Raw genomic sequence first — 18,074 nt, 5'->3', positions numbered from 1 at the left:
ATTTTTCATGTGGAGAAAATCAGAGATAGAAACAAAAATAATTGAGAGGTTGCAATGAGTTTCATAGCTGTTTCTGAAAGGTTAATCAACACGACTACAAATTTCAGCAGAGGTATTTGCAAGGGTAGTAAACTCGTTCTTATTTACGCTTTCAATTTGCCGGCGGGCTGAATGATGACCGGAAGCCATATTTTTAAAAAGGTTATACAGCCTTAATTCTTTTTGTTTTAATTTGGGATCTTGTTTTATCGCAGCCAATGCTTTGGCACTATGCAGACGTTTTACAGTCCCTTTTCCTGCTTGTTTTTGAACTAAATACCAACCCTCTACCTGCCAATAAGCATTGATACTGTATTCATACTTAAGATCTGCTCCTCCACTGAGTAACGGTGCGGTGACTGTACCGGTATTTTTCATCATACCGTTAGGTTTCATATCGTAATATTCCTTTGTCACCAAATTCCAATCCCCGTAGGAGCTGCTACAATACCATTTGCCGACAAAATCTTTTGCTGAAAAGTGAGCGGGAACGATCTCTCTTTTTACTGCTTCAATCTGCGCACAACCGGTTAATAAGGCTAAGCTGCTAAATATTAAAAAACATTTTTTCATAAATTTTGTATCCAAATAAAATCAGGGATTAGTGTGAAACTAATCCCTAAAATAATTAGCGAAAAATTGTACCGATAATTCCCATGATTTGATTGGTTTTTTCTTGGCTGGTCTGATTTTCCATTCTATCTTGTTGACGTCTTAAAATGGATTCTTCAATTTCATTTTGACGTTGCATTCTTTGTTGTTCAAGGCTGGCTGTTGTCACATAAGCTTGCGCTGAATTTCTTTCGGCATTGATTTGAGCAATGCTTTTACGTTCAGTTGCACAAGCAAATAATAAAGAAAGGGTTAGCGTACAAATCAGTAATTTTTTCATATAGGTTCTCCTAATAAGTTAACGAATAATATAGATATCTTGTTTTTTACTGCGATTTTCATAAGCCTTATTGATAGCTTTAGCTCTATTCATTTGAATTTTCCCTAAATCATCAATCATATCTCGTGTTTGTTGACGTGAGTTTTGGTATTTAATTGCTTGATTTTGATAATGAATACGCTCAGCTTCTAAATCGTCTAGGCGTCTTTGTTTAGCGCTTTGATATTTTTCTTCTTCACGTTGACGGAATTTGGGATATTCTTTCGCATCCAAGCGATCGAGAGCTTCAAGTCGAGCTAGAGCCTCATTATCACTTATCTGGGGAGGGGGATTATTGCTGCAAGCAACCATGACCATAGTGATAGCAATAGGTGTGATACATTTTTTTAACATATATTTTTCCTCGAATAAAAGAAATGAGCGATATGGCTTTCTTTGCTCAAGTTGCCATTCGTTTTTATATTGATGTTAATATTTTGTTAAAAATAGGTTGCAATTCTAGCAAAAAATACAGGTGTATCAAGTATAGTTTGAAGAGATGATTAGGTTTTTTTGAAGAAAATAGGTAACGAGATAATCAAGCAGTCATCTTAAAGAGGAAGAGAAGTTTTAGAGGAAGAGAGATAAAAATAAAGCCCATCAAATGACGGGCCCAAAATCTTTTGGTTGCTAATTTAGAATTCGTAAAAGGAGACAAACGAATTCTAAACCAAAAGAGAAAATGGCTCCTCCTGCTGGACTTGAACCAGCGACATATGGATTAACAGTCCACCGTTCTACCGACTGAACTAAGGAGGAATAACTCTTATATTGCAACTGTATTGCAACGAACCGGCGCGCATTTTAATGATCTCCCTATCCCTTGTCAACGGATTAAAATAAAAAAATTGAAAAAAAATCCTGAGATTTTTCTATCCACAAAGGTTGTGGATAACTTTGTGGATTAAAATAAAATAAGAGAGGGAAACGCTGATAAATACTGGGATTGTAAAAGGTGGGCTAAAAATTGGCTACAAAATAACATTTTCTTATTTATCAATAAGTTAGATAAAGTCCAGTAAAGAATTTAAAAAAAGTTTCTAATTTTGCAGGGTTTTTCTCTTGACATCGCTAACACTGTGTAAAACTTATGCTTTTCACTCTGTATAGGATGAGAAATATGCTAGAATACCGCCACGAAAAACACATTCAATTTTAACCGCACTTTTATGGCAGAAAAAATTAACAGTAAACCTTTTATTCTTCATTCCGATTTTAAACCCTCCGGCGATCAGCCCCAAGCGATTGAAAAACTTGCTGAAAATTTAGATGATGGATTGGCCCATCAAACGCTTCTTGGGGTAACCGGCTCCGGGAAAACTTTTACCATTGCCAATGTGATTGCAAAATTAAATCGCCCGGCGATGTTGCTTGCACCCAACAAAACCCTTGCCGCCCAGCTTTATGCGGAAATGAAGGCGTTTTTCCCTGAAAATGCGGTGGAATATTTCGTTTCTTACTATGATTATTATCAACCGGAAGCCTATGTGCCAAGCAGTGATACTTTTATTGAAAAAGATGCTTCTATTAACGATCAAATTGAACAAATGCGTCTTTCCGCCACAAAATCCTTTTTGGAACGCCGTGATACGATTGTGGTGGCTTCCGTGTCTGCCATTTATGGTTTGGGCGATCCCGATAGCTATTTGAAAATGATGTTGCATTTGCAACAAGGGGCGATTATCAATCAACGTCAAATTCTGGCGAAATTGGCCGAATTGCAATATACCCGCAACGACCAAGCTTTCCAACGGGGAACCTTTCGTGTGCGGGGTGAAATTATTGATATTTTCCCGGCAGAATCTGATGACATTGCTGTCAGAATTGAATTATTTGATGATGAAATTGAACGGCTCAGCCTGTTTGATCCTTTGACAGGGCATCATTTAGGTGCTGTGCCCCGTTATACGGTCTATCCGAAAACCCATTATGTGACACCTCGGGAACGTATTTTAGATGCTATTGAAAAAATCAAAGCAGAGTTAGTACAACGCCGTGAATATTTCATCAAAGAAAATAAATTGTTGGAAGAACAACGTATTAGCCAACGCACCCTATTCGACATTGAAATGATGAATGAACTGGGGTATTGCTCGGGCATTGAAAATTATTCACGCTATCTTTCCGGTCGGAATGAGGGCGAGCCGCCGCCGACTTTGTTTGACTATATGCCCTCTGATGCTATTTTGATTATTGATGAATCCCATGTCACCGTTCCACAGATTGGGGGAATGTACCGTGGCGACCGCTCTCGTAAAGAAACCTTGGTAGAATATGGTTTTCGTTTGCCTTCCGCCTTAGATAATCGCCCATTACGTTTTGAAGAATTTGAACGCCTTGCTCCACAAACCATTTATGTTTCCGCCACGCCGGGGCCTTATGAATTAGAAAAATCCGGTGATGAAATTATCGATCAAGTGGTACGCCCGACAGGTTTGCTTGATCCGGAAATTGAAATTCGCCCTGTTGCGATTCAGGTGGATGATTTACTTTCCGAAGCACGCCAAAGAGCAGAAAACAATGAGCGTGTTTTAGTGACAACCCTCACCAAAAAAATGGCGGAAGATCTCACGGATTATCTGGACGAACACGGCATTCGGGTGCGTTATCTCCATTCGGATATTGACACTGTAGAAAGGGTGGAAATTATCCGAGATTTACGTTTGGGTGAATTTGATGTGTTGGTTGGCATCAACTTATTGCGTGAAGGGTTAGATATTCCTGAAGTGTCCCTTGTCGCCATTTTAGATGCGGATAAGGAAGGTTTCCTGCGTTCCGAACGTTCGCTTATTCAAACGATTGGCCGTGCCGCTCGTAATTTGAAAGGAAAAGCCATTTTATATGCCGATAGCATCACCAAATCTATGGAAAAAGCTATCACGGAAACTAATCGCCGCCGTGAAAAACAAATGAAATACAATGAAGAAAAAGGCATTGTTCCGCAAGCATTGAACAAAAAAGTGGGTGAATTGCTGGATATCGGTCAGGGCTTAACAAATAAAGGTAAAGGCAAAGCACGAGCCAAAACGGTGGCAGAACCGACCGCACTTTATAACGCCCCGAAAAATGCGAAGGAATATCAGCAACAAGTCAAAAAACTGGAACAGCAAATGTATAAATTCGCTCAGGATCTGGAATTTGAAAAAGCCGCCGCTATTCGAGATCAACTCCACCAATTACGGGAACAATTTGTGATGGGGGAGTAGGCTAAGCGAGAAGATACATTTTTATATCGGAAAGTTACATTGGGAAGTAATAGAGTATTAAGCTGTATAATGCCAATGTGATGATAAAACTTGGTATGATTTTCTTTGTTAGGATCGTCATAATAAATGTTCCTAACAATAGAAGTAATATAACAATCGTTTTTAAGCTGAAATCATCAATGAGCTCAAGGATATTCTTACCAGAAAATGCACTGTTAAAAACAATGATCCCAATCATCGCTTGTGCACTATAACTAATGGATTTATATATAAATCCCTCTTTGTTATTTAAGTGTTTATTCTCTTTCAAAAAGAAAGGCGATATTCTGAAAATAAAAATCGTAATAGCTGAAAAAAGAATTAAAAGGATTATATTTGTCATTTTTTCTTACCTATGTAATCAAAAGCGGCTAATGAAATACCAATTAAAAATGGGGCAATAATCATCGTATATTCCTTAAATAAGAAGATAAACAACGGTGCGAATAATAAGCCGATCCAGTAGGCACTAATATCAAGATAATCAGGCCAATGTTTTGCAGCTAAAGCGGTAAATTGTAAAGGTAAAACAATTTTAACGATTTCATAAAATAACGGTGAGGTGATTCCGGAACCAGTATAGTAACCGATAAATGTGGATAATACGGAAACAAAGTAAATGGGTAAGCCAACACCGAGGAAATATAAAAAATAGTTTTCTTCTTTATTTTTAAATCGAGAGATACAAGCTGAAAAAACCGATGGAACAATGAGAATACTTGATAAAAAAATATTTCTATATGAAATATTCTTAAAATACCCTGATAGTGCAGATGACATTAAAATAAATCGAGAGTTTAATGCCAAAATAATGGGGAGTAGAGCAAGGCCGGAAGTATAGCTTTGAATAAGAAGAAATTGTAATGGTGTCGAAAATATAAAAAGACTTGTTGCCATCACTTCAAATAAACTCAACCCTTGACTTGCTCCTAACGCCCCAATAGGCACATACAAAAAAATAAAAGCAAGTCCAAAGGATATTGAATCCTTTAGACCATGATTAAAGGATTTGTCGGATAATAATTTCATTAAAGATATCTCGCTTGTTCTATATCAAAAAATTGTTTTCTTGGACCTTTGCTTCTATAGAGGAGCCGGAAAGCATCTTTTGGATGTTCATATCCTGAACTTGGGTAGTGTTTAACACTACTTCTAGCATGGAGAACCTTGTAGTTGTCAATTATAAGAAAGGTACCTAATCCGTTATCTATTGTTCGGCTTTTTAGATTTTTTGAAATCTCAAATAGTTTTTCAAAAACAGAAACTTCTTCTTTAGAAGGATTATTGGCAATAGTCATTCTTTGACCATTTACATTGTCAATTCTAAAATCAAATCTAGACAAAAATCCCCTTTCCTCACAGGATTCTAAAATTTTAGCTTTTTTTGACTTTAGTCCATTTACATTCTTTCCTGATATAAAATTCGCCTCAATATTTAATAAAATCTCAAGTTCATTATCAGTTAATAGATCTAAAATATCTTTAGCTAGTAGGTAAGAAGTTGGGGTATTACTTAAGTCCCTACAAGTAGTTAGAGATAAATAATCGGAGCTTATATCTTCATATAAATCGTCAGAGTGTAATGAAATATCACCAGAGCCATTTCCCCACTCACTAATTTCATTTATAGATTTTTTTAAAAATAATGCCTTATGATCTTCATATGGGTATTTTATATCCATTAAATTAAAAATATCAGATAAGGATTCATGAACAAGTAAAGATAAAGAAGGGCTATCGATAGTAAATAAATTGTGTAGAACAATACCTGATATATGATGATTTATTTTACTAAATTTAGTAAAGTATTCATAATCTGAAGTTTTAACCTTGTCTAAAATTAAGTTAATCAAAAGAGATTTTTTATGAAAGAAATCTCTTTTTATTAAAAGTTCTTTATTCCACCATTTTTCTATATCGTTAGAAAGATAGCTCATATCAATAGAAACGATCTTCTCTAAGTTAAAATAATTTCTAAATTCATTGCAGTTATTAAACATAAAATTCTCCTTTAAAATTATTAATTCTTAAAATATTTAATTAAAACCTTTCTAATTCATTCTAAATTTCAACATTTTAGATTACCTTGATATTTAATTTAGTAATAAAGACTAGTTGAGTGTAATAGTCAATAGGGAAATGTCAATTTTTTTGTTGGAAAAATGTTAAGGTCCAACCTGTTTTATCAATTTAAAGTAATCGAGAGGTTGGATTATGATTAGGTAGGATTTAGAGTAGGAATGTTCTTCTAGGATTATAATAACTATGTTGCAAGTATCTAAGTATCTAAGTATCTAGCCTTTTGTATAAGGCTATTGATTATCGCGATGAAAAATGGCCGCTTTGGCGGCCATTTTAGTGATAGAACTATTTTAATTTTTCACCGTTGAACTCGCCGGTTAAACTTTCTAAGAACGAGCTGATATCGTCAATATCTTGTTGTGTTGGCTGTTGAACATCGCTTTGATATTTTAACATCACGCGAACCGCTTCTTTCAGATCGGCTGCTGAAGCATCGTGGAAATAAGGGGCGGTGAGTGCAATATTGCGTAGTGTTGGCACTTTAAAGCGGTGCATATCATAAGGATCTTTTGTTTGAGCAAAACGACCTTCATCCGCTTCTGTTAACGGGGTGCCACGATCTTTGAAATAATCACCATACAATCCCATATATTCATAGGATTGTCCGCCTAACGAAACCCCGGTGTGGCAGGTATCGCATTTATGCTGTTTGAATAATTCATAGCCACGAAGTTGTTGTGGGGTTAATGCGTTTTGTTCTCCTTTCAGATAGCGATCGAAATCACTATTTGGGGTAATCAAGGTTTTTTCATATTCACCGATGGCATGGGTTAGCGTTTCTTTGGTGATTTCCGGATATTCTTTTAAGAAATTTTCCTTAAATACTTCATCCATTTCAAAGCGTGCGACAATTTCATCCCAGGAGTTTGAACCCATTTCGAGAGGATTTGTTGGCGGGCCTTTAGCTTGATCGGCTAAATCAGCGGCACGACCATCCCAGAATTGCACAAAGTTAAAGGCGGCGTTAAATACCGTTGGGGCATTGATAGGGCCTTTTTTGCCATCAATTCCCGTTGAGGTGGCAAGACGATCCACTCCACCTTTATCTAATTGGTGGCAGGTGTGGCATTGAATTGTGCCATCGCCGGATAAACGTCCATCAAAGAAAATGCTATGGCCAAGTGCCACTTTGGCCGTTTCTGTTGGGAGGGTTTCCGGAATAGGTTGAACAAGGCGATTGGCATCCACATTTGGTGTTTCTTTTGGCAATAACATTTGGCGTTTTTCACGAATCCAATTGAGTAAAAAAGCTTTTTGTTGATCGTCAGGTTTAGAGCCCCAGTGTAAGTGGATATATTCAGCCAATGGCATGCTGTTATTTTCCAGCACACGTTGTAATTTTGCCAAATCGGCTTGTGAAAGTTTGCTTAAATCCTTTGCCCCTTCAAGTAAACGATCCATACGAAATGCACGAAGTCCTTTTTCAATATCGCTGTGCATTTTATCGCCCACAATAGGCAGTGCGGAATAGAAAGGAAGCGTTGCATTAGGGCTATGGCAATATTGACAGCCATTGCTGACCATGGTTTCTGCCACTTTTTGCTGTTCGCCGGAATACTGATTTTCCTTCATAAATTGGTTGGCCTGCGCTTTATCAAATTGATGAAGGTATCCCACCACACCTAAATAACCGAGGATAGCAACAGCACCGGCGCCTAGTATCCATTTTTTCATATTGTTCTCCTGAGATAGAAATGAAGTTTGGGCAATTATGGTGAATAAAGCACAAGATTTTTTTGATGAAAATCAAGAAAGTTAATTTGCAAAGACTATAGATTTGATTGTTTAAAATAAAGATAGGGCAATTTGTGAGGGGATTGAGTGAAAAACCACCGCATTTGATAACTCAATGTGCGGTGGTTTTTCATTATTTTAATGTTTAAATTCATCACCTAAGCAAGGGCGAATTTTATTGAGCATGTCTTTTAATACACGGTTTGGCGCAGCCACAATATTACCGCTACGCAAATAGCCGTTGCCTGCCTCAAAATCGCAAACCAGTCCGCCGGCTTCGCGTACGATTAAATCGCCTGCCGCACAATCCCAAGCTTTTATGCCCATTTCAAAATAACCGTCCACACGGCTTGCGGCCACATAGCATAAATCCAACGCTGCCGAACCGGTACGGCGGAAATCGGCCACATTTTCGATTAAGGCATTCATGATGGCAAATTGGGTTGGCATAAGTTTAGGTTGTTTGAATGGGAAACCGGTGGCAAGAATCGCACCTTGAAGTTCACGTTTGGCATCCACACGCAAGCGTACTTCATTTAATTTTGCCCCCTCACCCCGCACGGCAGTGAATAATTCATTTCGGATAGGATCATAAACCACGCCCACTTCGGTGCGGTTTTTCACTCGGATAGCGATGGAGACGGAAAAATGCGGTAAACCGTTCATAAAATTACGGGTACCGTCCAGTGGATCGATAATCCATTGCACCTCGTTGTCTTTCCCTTCAATCGCTCCGCTTTCTTCGGTGATAATGGTGTGTTCAGGGTAAGATTTTCGAATAATCTCAATAATTTCTGCTTCAGCCGCTTTATCGACACTCGTCACATAGTCATTGATGCCTTTTTGTGCGGTTTCGATATCATCACGACGTTCATAATTTTTAGCAATCACATTGCCCGCTCTTCGTGCTGCACGAATCGCGATATTTAACATTGGATTCATAATTCCACCAGATTTTAAAGAACTGAAAATTTTCCGCGCCATTATAACGGGATTTGCAAAAATAACCAGTGATAAGCACCGGTTTTCTTCCCTTTTTGTATAAATTTTGCGAGGAAGTTCGAGAAAATAATTTCGTTTTGTGGCATGGGGGGAATTTTATCTTAAAGTGCGGTCGAAATAAGGAGTGTTTTTTATGCGTAAAGGGGCAACATTGGTGGAATTAGTCATTGGTTTGGCGATACTCAGTATGGCATTGAGCTTCACATTTCCTCTTTGGCAAATGGAAAATCCCAAGCGAATTTTAGCGAAAGAACAACATCGTCTTTATTTATTCTTACGACAAATTCAGGGGCGGGCGGAAAATTCCGCTGAGATTTGGCTTATTTTGGCAAATCGTCACCCTATAACGAAGCATTGGTGTATGACAGCGCAGATAAAACATGAAAAACGCTGCGATTGTTTCAACCCGACTACTTGCCCCAAAACGCTTTATGCCCACTTTTATTTTCCCTATTTTGAAGGGCAAACCACAATCATCAGCCCGAAGCTTTACCCCATTGAAGTGGCTCGTTTTAACGGTATTCGTAATACGGTGGATGCCAATTGCTTTTTATTGCAGGCAGGTGAAGAGCATACTCTCTTTTCCTTTTTTAACGTAGGCAGTGTGAAATTGAAATCGAACCAATCTGCCAGTGCTTGTACGAGATAATCCGATGAAAAAAGGGCAAACCTTATTGGCGTTAATGATTTCATTAGCTATTTCATCGGCACTTTTATTAGGGGTATCAAGGTTTTACACCCATATACAAGTCCAGAACCAACAGATGCTGTTGAAATTGAAGCTGCAGTCTGAGCTACAACGGATCATTCAGCTGATTGGGAAAGATCTTCGCCGTGCCGGATTTCGGGCATTAAACACAAAGTTGATTGAAAGCAACGTCCGATTGTTTGAGTTAGATAAAAAGGGGACGGCAATTTTGATTTCTCAAGCCGATCATGCACCGCAAAAGAGTTGTGTGTTGTTTTTTTACGATCTGAATGCAAACGGATGTATTGGTGAAAAATTCACAAAAAACACCTGTTTGAAAGGAGAGAGCAATGTCGCAAAAAACATCGAAAAAGAGCTTTTCGGCTATAAATTAAATCATAAAATGATTGAAACGAAACAAACCTACAAAAATGCGATAAATGCCAAATGTCAATCAACGGCATGTCAAAAAGCATTGCAACAAAGCGCCTGTAACGCCGGGGGCGGCTGGACGGATTTGGTGGATGAAAATGAATATGAAATCAGCCATTTACAATTCAATTTTATTGCAGAGGGAAAGGGCATTGCCATTCAACTGGCCGGCAATTTAAAAGCCCATCCGATAATTCAGTATGAAACCGAAATGGTGGTGGCATTGTGGAATCAATAAGGTTGCCAAGCGGAAGAAAAGGGATCGTCACACTCAGTATTTTGATCTTCCTTTCCGGTGTATTCGCGGTGATGCTCTTTTTTGATGAAAGCACCTTAAGTTTTTTTCGAGCGCAACAAATGCAACGTCAATACTATGTGGAACAAACCTTAACCCTACAAAAACAAACATTGCAGGCAAAACAAAAGGTTTGTTCTTCACTCCCTTTGGCGGGTTCAGAGCGGGTTCGGCAGGTTTTTATTAATAGGGTTGGGGCAGAAGAGGCCATTCGGTATTCGCTATGGTGTCAGCGTATCGCACTTTTCAAGAAATTGCCCAAAAAGGGAGAAAATCAAGGTTTGTTAAAGGCATTGATCGATTTAGAAAATCTTGATGAATTTCGACCGCACTTTGCAACCCCTCCTTATCCTCTCGTAAATGCTATGCCACAGTTATATTGGTTTTATGGAAAGCAAAACCAATGGGAAGTGAGGGGGACGGCACAAGGCATTTTCATCGCAGAGGGCGATTTAGTCTTGCGTGGCAAAGGGCGGGTGAGTGGGGCGGTGATTACCGGTGGAAAGCTGAGTTTAGACGGAGTAATCGTTGCCTATGGTAAAAAGCAGGTTGAGCTTTTAGCGCAACAATACAGCAAATGGCAACTAGCGGAGAAAAGTTGGAGTGATTTTAACGCCTCAAGTCAATAAGGGAATATCGTTGATGTCTGTGATGGTCACGCTGATGGTGGTAAGTATCGTATTTTTGGCATTTAACCGATGGACAGCCCATCAGCGACAACGGGCGGTGAAAATTTATCATGATGTTCAAGCGTTACAGATTGCGGAAAATCAGGCACAACGGCAATTTTTAGGTTTACCCTGCGAACAACAGTTGAAACAAAATGGCATGGCATTTCAAATACAATGTCAACATAATCAAGTGGTTATTCGTTCTCATTGGGGTGAATTTTCCCTGAAAAATGACTAAAAAACAGGTAGAATGACACATCATTTTGCTTAGCTAATAGGTTGTCATTGTGTTTATCGTTTACTATTCCAATCAACTTGAAAAACAGAAAGAAATTCTCGCCGAATTGTTCAACACACTGCCACGAGAAGATCCTTTTCAACAAGAGATAATTTTGGTACAAAGCCCCGGTATGGCACAATGGCTGCAAATGGAATTAGCCAAGAAAAATGGCGTTTCCGCTCATTTGGCTTTTCCGATGCCCGCCACCTTTATTTGGCAGCTTTATGCTGATAATCTACCGGCGGTTTCGTTGCAAAATCCTTTTGATAAAGATTCAATGATGTGGCGGTTAATGAAGCTGATGCCCGATTTTCTCGCACAGAAAGCCTTCGCTCCTTTAGCCCATTATTTGGCCTCTTCCCCCCATTCAGAACAATATAAATGCTATCAATTAAGTCGTAAGATTGCGGATTTATTTGACCAATATTTGGTTTACCGTCCTGAGTGGATTTTTGCTTGGGAAAAAGGGGAAGATGAACGGATTGTCAGTCAAATTAAAGCCCAACAAGCCCACCTCAATGAAACCCTGTTACAACAAATTCTTGATAACGTGGCATGGCAAGGGGAGCTATGGCGTGCTTTGGTGGCGGATATTAAAAAGGATATAGGGGAAAATGCCACTCACCGTGCTGCTTTGCACGAGCAATTTCTTGCTTTATTAAAGCATCCCAACCAACCGAAAAAATTGCCTTCTCGCGTGTTTGTTTTTGGTATTCCGGCCTTACCAACTGCTTATCTGTCTATTTTGCAAGCCATGTCATCGGAGGTGGATATTCACCTCTTTTTTAACAATCCCTGCCAAGAATATTGGGGAGATATTCGGGATTTACAGGTGGATTATCTTATTCAGCGCACACGCCGAAACAGCCAAAAACACAATGAAATTCAACCGCTCTTTTCACAAGCCCGGCAATCTGCCTTGAAGCAAGGATTGATTGAAACCACTTACCATAATGAACATTTGCAAGTGGGCAACCCATTGTTGGCGGCTTGGGGAAAAATGGGGCGTGATTTTCTTTATACCTTAGTTCGGGATGAAGAGCGAATTCCTACTTATTCATTGAATGCTTACGAAGAAATCTCTGCTTCTACCTTACTTGGACAATTGCAATCCCATATTTTGCATTTAACCAATCAGCCCCTAAACCTTGAAAAAAATGACCGCTCTTTGACTGTGCATGCTTGCCATAGTGCTATGCGGGAAGTGGAAGTGTTGCAAGATTATCTGTTGCATTTATTCAATCAAGATCCCACACTCACACCAAAAGATGTGGTGGTGATGGTGGCGGACATTAATCAATATACCCCTTATATTCAAGCGGTGTTCGGTCAGAAAAATGGGGAAACACCGCGCATTCCTTTTTCTATTTCCGATAATAAATTATCCGAAAGCGATGTGTTGGTTTCCTGTTATTTAACCTTATTACGCCTAAAAGAAAGCCCCTTTAGTGCAGAAGCGATGCTGACCTTATTAGACATTCCGGCATTGCGTGAACGCTTTGATCTTTCCCTTTCCGAGCTCCCTTTAGTGCGACAATGGGTGGCGGATGCCGGCATCCGTTTTGGGTTGCAGAAAAACCAAGAGGGAATGAATTTCAACTCGTGGCAGGCCGGTTTGGAACGAATGGTATTGGGCTATGCAATGCGTGAAGAGCATGGCATTTGGCAAGAAAGTCTAGGGTTGGATAGTAGCTATGGCTTAAAAGGTTTATTGGCAGGGAAGTTATCTGATTTTTTCACGGTGCTTTCTCATTGGCATAATACCCTTCAACAAGCTCACTCAATAGAAAAATGGCATGAAATATTGACCGCACTTTTAGCGGATTTCTTTGTTCAAAATGAACAAACCCATGACACCCTTTTTTATATTCAAGAGAAAATTAACGAGGTTGCCGAACAGCTTTCCACCCTTCATTTTGATCTGCCTCTGCAGTCGGATGTTATCGCCGATGTGATGACCACAAAATTGGAAGACGCCCCCAATAGTTTGAAATTTTTAGCCGGTAAAGTGAATTTTTGCACCTTACTTCCAATGCGGGCCGTGCCTTTTAAAGTGGTGTGTTTGTTGGGAATGAACGAGGCGGATTACCCCCGTTCACAAACGCCAAACAGCTTTGATTTGATGCAATATCATCATCAAAAAGGCGATCGTATCCGCCGTGATGATGATCGTTATTTATTCCTCGAGGCACTACTTGCCGCCCGCAATTACTGTTATATCAGCTATATCGGGCGTTCGATTATTGATAACCAAGAAAGAGCGCCTTCGGTGTTGGTGAGCCAACTGATGGATTATATTAATCAACAACAAGAGGATGAGAATAAATTACAAGTTCAGCAGCACCCAATGACGGCATTCAGCCCAAGCAATTTCAAAAATGAGGATAATTTCAACCGCTCTTTTGCCACAAAATGGTTGCCTATGGCAAAAAATGGTGGAAAAACCGTGCCAAAAGAGTTTGCCTCGGTGATGGCACAAACAGAAAAGATAACGGAAATCGAATTAGATCGCTTCGTGGGATTTGTGGAAAACCCCGTAAAATTTTTCTTTGAAAAACAACTGGGCGTGTATTTCCGTGATGAAGATGAGCGTATTGCCGATAGCGAGAATTTTACTTTAAGCGGCTTAGAGAGTTATCAGCTCAATAATGATTTAGTGTATGCCGATGAAAGCCAATTTGATGAATATTTCGCACAAGCGAGAGTAAAAGGTGTGCTGCCTCGAGCGCAATTTGGGCAGGTCGCAGCGGAACATACACGCCATACGGTGCTGGAATTTAAAGAAAAAATTGTTGATCTGGGCCAACCCTCTCACTGCTCGGTTGACTTTGCTTTGGATGTGATATGGCAAGAAAAAGAACAAACTATTCGCTTGTTTGGTTATATGGATAATCTTTTTAATGATGGACAGCAGGTGATTGAATGGCATTTTGCTCGTTATAAAGATCGTTATCGTATTCGTCCTTGGCTTTATTATTTAATTCAATGCGTCACTCAACAAAATGCCATACCGCCAACATTAATCACCAAAGAGCAAGTGATTGAATTTCCAACCATCTCAAGGGAGGAAGCCTTGGCACAATTGCAAATCTATGTGCAGGCGTATTTGCAAAGTCAGATAGAAATTCAGCCTATTCCTACGGTGGGGAAAATAACGGATTTTATTATCAAAGAGGAAAGTGCGGTCGATTTTGAAGGCGTTTTGACGAAATTACAAAAATTGGCAGAAGAGGAACGCTCAGGAAATTATACCCAAAAAGCCGATCCTTATTGGGCACGTTTGTTGGCCCAAACCACAAAATTTGAACAGCATGAAAATTTGCAGGCATTATTAAAACAAACAACGGATTGGTTTGGCATATTGTTTGCAAAAGAAGCGAAAAAATCGGCGAAGAAATCAGCAAAGTAAATCGTCAACCTCGACTTTTTTTGCTAAGATAAGCGACTATTTTTATGAGGATTTTCTATGCGTTGCCCATTTTGTTCCACTGAAGAAACGAAAGTGATTGATAGCCGTTTGGTATCGGATGGTTATCAAGTTCGCCGCCGCCGTGAATGTGGTAATTGTCACGAGCGTTTTACCACTTTTGAAACGGCAGAATTGATTGTGCCTAAAATTATTAAAAATGATGGGCTACGAGAGCCTTTCAATGAAGATAAGCTTCGCCGTGGTATTCAATATGCTTTGGAAAAACGCCCGGTCAGTGCCGATGATGTAGAAAAAGCCATTAGCCATATTATTTTGCAATTGCGAGCTACCGGTGAGCGTGAAGTGCCAAGTCAGTTGGTGGGGAAATTAGCGATGAATGCCTTAAAAGAATTGGATAAAGTCGCCTACATTCGCTTTGCTTCCGTTTATTTAAGTTTTGATAATATCAATCAATTTACTAAGGAAATTGAAAACCTAAAGGATTAATTATGTCGGATCAATTTACCGCACAAGATCATCAATTTATGCAACGGGCATTAGCCTTAGCGGCAAAGGGGATTTATACCACCACACCCAATCCTGCCGTGGGCTGTGTATTGGTTAATCAAGGTGAGATTGTCGGTGAGGGTTTTCATTTTAAAGCGGGGCGGCCTCATGCCGAGCGAATGGCATTGGCTCAAGCCGGTGATAAAGCCAAAGGGGCAACGGCTTATGTCACCCTAGAGCCTTGTTCCCATTATGGTCGCACTCCGCCTTGCGCATTAGGTTTAATCGAAGCCGGTGTGGTGAAAGTGATTGCTGCCATGCAAGATCCTAATCCGCAAGTCGCAGGAAAAGGGTTAACAATGTTGGCTGAAGCGGGCATTGCAAGTGCGGTCAATTTATTGAATTCTTCTGCAGAAAAACTTAATCAAGGCTTTCTAAAGCGAATGCGTCAGGGCGTTCCCTTTGTGCAATTAAAATTGGCGATGAGCCTTGATGGCAGAACAGCCATGGCAAGTGGTGAAAGCAAATGGATTACCGGCGCACAAGCCCGTTCCGATGTGCAAAAAATGCGGGCAAAATCATCGGCCATTTTATCCACTTCTGCCACGGTTTTAGCCGATGATCCGAGTTTAAACGTGCGTTGGGAAGACTTTGATGATGATCTCAAAAAAGACTATCCTAAGGAATGGGTACGTCAGCCTATTCGGGTAATTTTAGATTCGCAACATCGTATTCAACCAACCCATCGGTTATTTCATACCACATCGCCGGTATGGTTAGTTTCCTCTCGGCAAAGAGATCTTTCCGCTTTCCCGCCTTTTTGCGAACAAATTATTTTACCTAAAGAAAATTTATTGCAAGCGCTAATGGTGGCGTTGGGAAATCGTCAAATTAATTCACTTTGGGTGGAAGGCGGGGCGAATTTGGCCGGTAGTCTGATAGAACAAAAATTAGTCGATGAATTAATTATTTATATGGCGCCCAAATTATTGGGCGATAAGGCGCGTGGTTTATGCCAACTCCCTCATTTAACACAATTATCCGAAGCGCCATTATGGCAACTTAATGAATTTCAACAAATTGGCGATGACATCAAACTGAGCTACACGCCAAAAGGATCTTAAATGTTCAGAAAACTTTTCCATGCCGCCCTATGGGGGCTTGCCGCCGCAGGGGTCATTCTTTTTGCGGTGCCTCGATTAAATTCGGGCAATATATTAACCTCTGATGACATTGTTTCTTTTAAAAATGCAGTGCGTATTGCTTCACCGGCTGTCGTTAATGTTTATAACCGTTCTTTTTCCTCGGCAAGTATTAACGATAACGACCAATTGCAAGTGAACAATTTAGGTTCAGGGGTGATTATGAGTAAAGACGGTTACATTCTCACCAATAAACATGTGATCCAAAATGCCGACCAAATTGTGGTGGCCTTGCAAAACGGTAATATTTATGAGGCAATTTTGGTGGGGTCGGATAATTTAACGGATCTTGCTGTGCTAAAAATTCGTGCTGATAATCTTGCCACCATTCCGCAAAATGCGGATCGCCAAGTGCATGTGGGAGATGTGGCGTTGGCGATCGGTAATCCTTACAATCTTGGGCAAAGTGTTTCTCAGGGGATCATCAGTGCGGTTGGGCGCAGTGCGGTGGGCGATTCCCTTGGCAGACAAAATTTTATTCAAACCGATGCTTCCATTAACCGAGGGAATTCCGGTGGCGCATTAATTAATTCTGCCGGTGAATTGGTGGGAATTAGCACTTTGAGTATCGGTAAAACCTCCAATGAAATTGCGGAAGGCTTAAATTTTGCCATTCCAATGGATATCGCCAATGATGTGTTGCACAAAATTATTCGTGATGGTCGGGTAATTCGAGGTTATTTTGGCGTGCAAAGCGATATTAGCGCCAATACCGAACAAGGTATTTTAATCACCGGGGTCAGTGCCAACAGCCCGGCGGCGAAAGCGGGTATTCAAGTGGGGGATGTGATTTTAAAATTGAATAATCAAGAGAGTATTTCAGCCCGAGAAGTGATGCAGATCATTTCTAATACCAAACCGAAAACGCAAGTAATGGTGACGATTATGCGTTTAGGACGGGTGTTTGATGTGCCAGTAATAGTGGAAGAGCTACCGTCTAATTAGAGGTTGTATGGAGATTAAAATCAGTCACTTTTTTGCTTGTTTGGATCGCTTGCGCTTGATTCAACGTTGGTCGCTCATGCGTAATATTGAAAAAGAAAACCTAGCGGAGCATAGCCTGCAGGTTGCCTTTGTAGCGCAAGCTTTGGCGATTATTAAAAATAAATTTTTTGGCGGAAAAGTAAACCCGGAACGCATTGCGGTGATGGCGATGTATCACGATACCTCCGAAATTTTTACCGGAGATTTACCTACCCCGATAAAATATTTCAACCCTGAAATTACCCAAGCTTACAAGCAAATTGAGAGTGCCGCAGAGCTTCATTTAATCAGCCTTTTACCACAAGAATTACAAGAGGATTTTGCCCCTTATTTGGATAGCGAAACCTTTTCTGAGAAAGAAAAACACCTCGTTAAACAAGCGGATCTCATTTGTGCCTATGTCAAAGCTCAGTTTGAATTGGATAACGGCAATCAAGAATTTAAAACCGCCAAAGCAAGATTAGAAACCTTAATGCAACAATGGCATAGCCAAGAAATGGATTATTTCTTACAAGTATTTATGCCAAGTTTCGGGCGATCTTTGGATGAGATTGCCTTGTGATTGGGAGAAAA

The 18,074-nt window shown here is 39.9% G+C and carries 18 protein-coding genes and 1 tRNA gene; 10 read left to right on the top strand and 9 right to left on the bottom strand.

Going from position 1 to position 18,074, the window contains the following annotated elements:
* Nucleotides 1-81: 81 nt before the first annotated feature.
* The 4 genes from BKK48_RS01130 to BKK48_RS01115 form a co-directional block, all read right to left on the bottom strand.
* Nucleotides 82-612, bottom strand: a complete 531-nt coding sequence (locus BKK48_RS01130) for a hypothetical protein (RefSeq protein ID WP_077426386.1) — start codon at nt 610-612, stop codon at nt 82-84.
* 55 nt (nt 613-667) lie between these two features.
* On the bottom strand, nt 668-931 hold the full coding sequence (locus BKK48_RS01125; RefSeq protein WP_077426385.1) for an NGK_0946 family protein: 264 nt from the start codon (nt 929-931) through the stop codon (nt 668-670).
* A gap of 18 nt (nt 932-949) precedes the next feature.
* Entirely contained in the window at nt 950-1,324 is a 375-nt protein-coding gene (locus BKK48_RS01120; protein WP_077426384.1) for a hypothetical protein, read from the bottom strand.
* A gap of 329 nt (nt 1,325-1,653) precedes the next feature.
* Nucleotides 1,654-1,729 (bottom strand) — tRNA-Asn (locus BKK48_RS01115).
* A 410-nt stretch (nt 1,730-2,139) separates the two neighbouring features.
* Between BKK48_RS01115 and uvrB the strand changes: the two genes are divergently transcribed.
* Nucleotides 2,140-4,176 carry an excinuclease ABC subunit UvrB gene (uvrB, locus tag BKK48_RS01110; protein WP_077426383.1) on the top strand — a complete coding sequence of 679 codons (2,037 nt, stop codon included), beginning with the start codon at nt 2,140-2,142 and terminating at the stop codon, nt 4,174-4,176.
* Between the two features lie 34 nt (nt 4,177-4,210).
* Here the strand turns inward: uvrB and BKK48_RS01105 are convergent, their stop codons facing one another.
* The 5 genes from BKK48_RS01105 to suhB form a co-directional block, all read right to left on the bottom strand.
* Nucleotides 4,211-4,558, bottom strand: a complete 348-nt coding sequence (locus tag BKK48_RS01105; RefSeq protein WP_077426382.1) for an AzlD domain-containing protein — start codon at nt 4,556-4,558, stop codon at nt 4,211-4,213.
* Nucleotides 4,555-5,244 carry an AzlC family ABC transporter permease gene (locus BKK48_RS01100; protein ID WP_077426381.1) on the bottom strand — a complete coding sequence of 230 codons (690 nt, stop codon included), beginning with the start codon at nt 5,242-5,244 and terminating at the stop codon, nt 4,555-4,557. The genes BKK48_RS01105 and BKK48_RS01100 overlap by 4 nt, the downstream gene beginning before the upstream one ends.
* Entirely contained in the window at nt 5,244-6,215 is a 972-nt protein-coding gene (locus BKK48_RS01095) for a Fe(II)-2OG oxygenase family protein (RefSeq protein ID WP_077426380.1), read from the bottom strand. The genes BKK48_RS01100 and BKK48_RS01095 overlap by 1 nt, the downstream gene beginning before the upstream one ends.
* Before the next feature lie 367 nt (nt 6,216-6,582).
* Nucleotides 6,583-7,971, bottom strand: a complete 1,389-nt coding sequence (locus tag BKK48_RS01090) for a cytochrome c peroxidase (protein ID WP_077426379.1) — start codon at nt 7,969-7,971, stop codon at nt 6,583-6,585.
* A 198-nt stretch (nt 7,972-8,169) separates the two neighbouring features.
* Nucleotides 8,170-8,973: an inositol-1-monophosphatase gene (gene suhB, locus BKK48_RS01085; RefSeq protein ID WP_077426495.1), complete on the bottom strand. Its 804-nt coding sequence runs from the start codon at nt 8,971-8,973 to the stop codon at nt 8,170-8,172.
* A 193-nt stretch (nt 8,974-9,166) separates the two neighbouring features.
* On the opposite strand from suhB, the gene BKK48_RS01080 reads away from it, so the two are divergent.
* From BKK48_RS01080 to yfbR, 9 genes are read left to right on the top strand one after another with little or no spacing between them, the layout of a single operon-like run.
* Entirely contained in the window at nt 9,167-9,682 is a 516-nt protein-coding gene (locus BKK48_RS01080) for a type II secretion system protein (protein ID WP_077426378.1), read from the top strand.
* A 4-nt stretch (nt 9,683-9,686) separates the two neighbouring features.
* Complete coding sequence (locus tag BKK48_RS01075) at nt 9,687-10,391, top strand: PulJ/GspJ family protein (protein WP_077426377.1); 705 nt, start codon at nt 9,687-9,689, stop codon at nt 10,389-10,391.
* A complete protein-coding gene (locus BKK48_RS01070) occupies nt 10,379-11,077 on the top strand; it encodes a DUF2572 family protein (protein WP_244154845.1) in 699 nt (232 codons plus the stop codon). Before BKK48_RS01075 ends, BKK48_RS01070 begins: the two co-directional genes overlap by 13 nt.
* A gap of 13 nt (nt 11,078-11,090) precedes the next feature.
* On the top strand, nt 11,091-11,357 hold the full coding sequence (locus BKK48_RS01065; RefSeq protein WP_167366151.1) for a DUF5374 domain-containing protein: 267 nt from the start codon (nt 11,091-11,093) through the stop codon (nt 11,355-11,357).
* 49 nt (nt 11,358-11,406) lie between these two features.
* Complete coding sequence (recC, locus tag BKK48_RS01060; protein ID WP_077426376.1) at nt 11,407-14,808, top strand: exodeoxyribonuclease V subunit gamma; 3,402 nt, start codon at nt 11,407-11,409, stop codon at nt 14,806-14,808.
* Nucleotides 14,809-14,865: 57 nt separating this feature from the next.
* Complete coding sequence (gene nrdR, locus BKK48_RS01055) at nt 14,866-15,315, top strand: transcriptional regulator NrdR (RefSeq protein ID WP_077426375.1); 450 nt, start codon at nt 14,866-14,868, stop codon at nt 15,313-15,315.
* A 2-nt stretch (nt 15,316-15,317) separates the two neighbouring features.
* Entirely contained in the window at nt 15,318-16,439 is a 1,122-nt protein-coding gene (gene ribD, locus BKK48_RS01050; RefSeq protein WP_077426374.1) for a bifunctional diaminohydroxyphosphoribosylaminopyrimidine deaminase/5-amino-6-(5-phosphoribosylamino)uracil reductase RibD, read from the top strand.
* Complete coding sequence (gene degS / locus BKK48_RS01045; RefSeq protein WP_077426373.1) at nt 16,440-17,462, top strand: outer membrane-stress sensor serine endopeptidase DegS; 1,023 nt, start codon at nt 16,440-16,442, stop codon at nt 17,460-17,462.
* 7 nt (nt 17,463-17,469) lie between these two features.
* A complete protein-coding gene (gene yfbR / locus BKK48_RS01040; RefSeq protein ID WP_077426372.1) occupies nt 17,470-18,063 on the top strand; it encodes a 5'-deoxynucleotidase in 594 nt (197 codons plus the stop codon).
* The last annotated feature ends 11 nt before the right edge of the window (nt 18,064-18,074 follow it).

The organism is Rodentibacter heidelbergensis, from assembly GCF_002000125.1.
In the GTDB taxonomy this organism is placed as follows: Bacteria; Pseudomonadota; Gammaproteobacteria; order Enterobacterales; family Pasteurellaceae; genus Rodentibacter; species Rodentibacter heidelbergensis.
The sequence above is the reverse complement of the archived record's forward strand: the minus strand, read 5'-3'. Positions and strand labels throughout refer to the sequence as shown.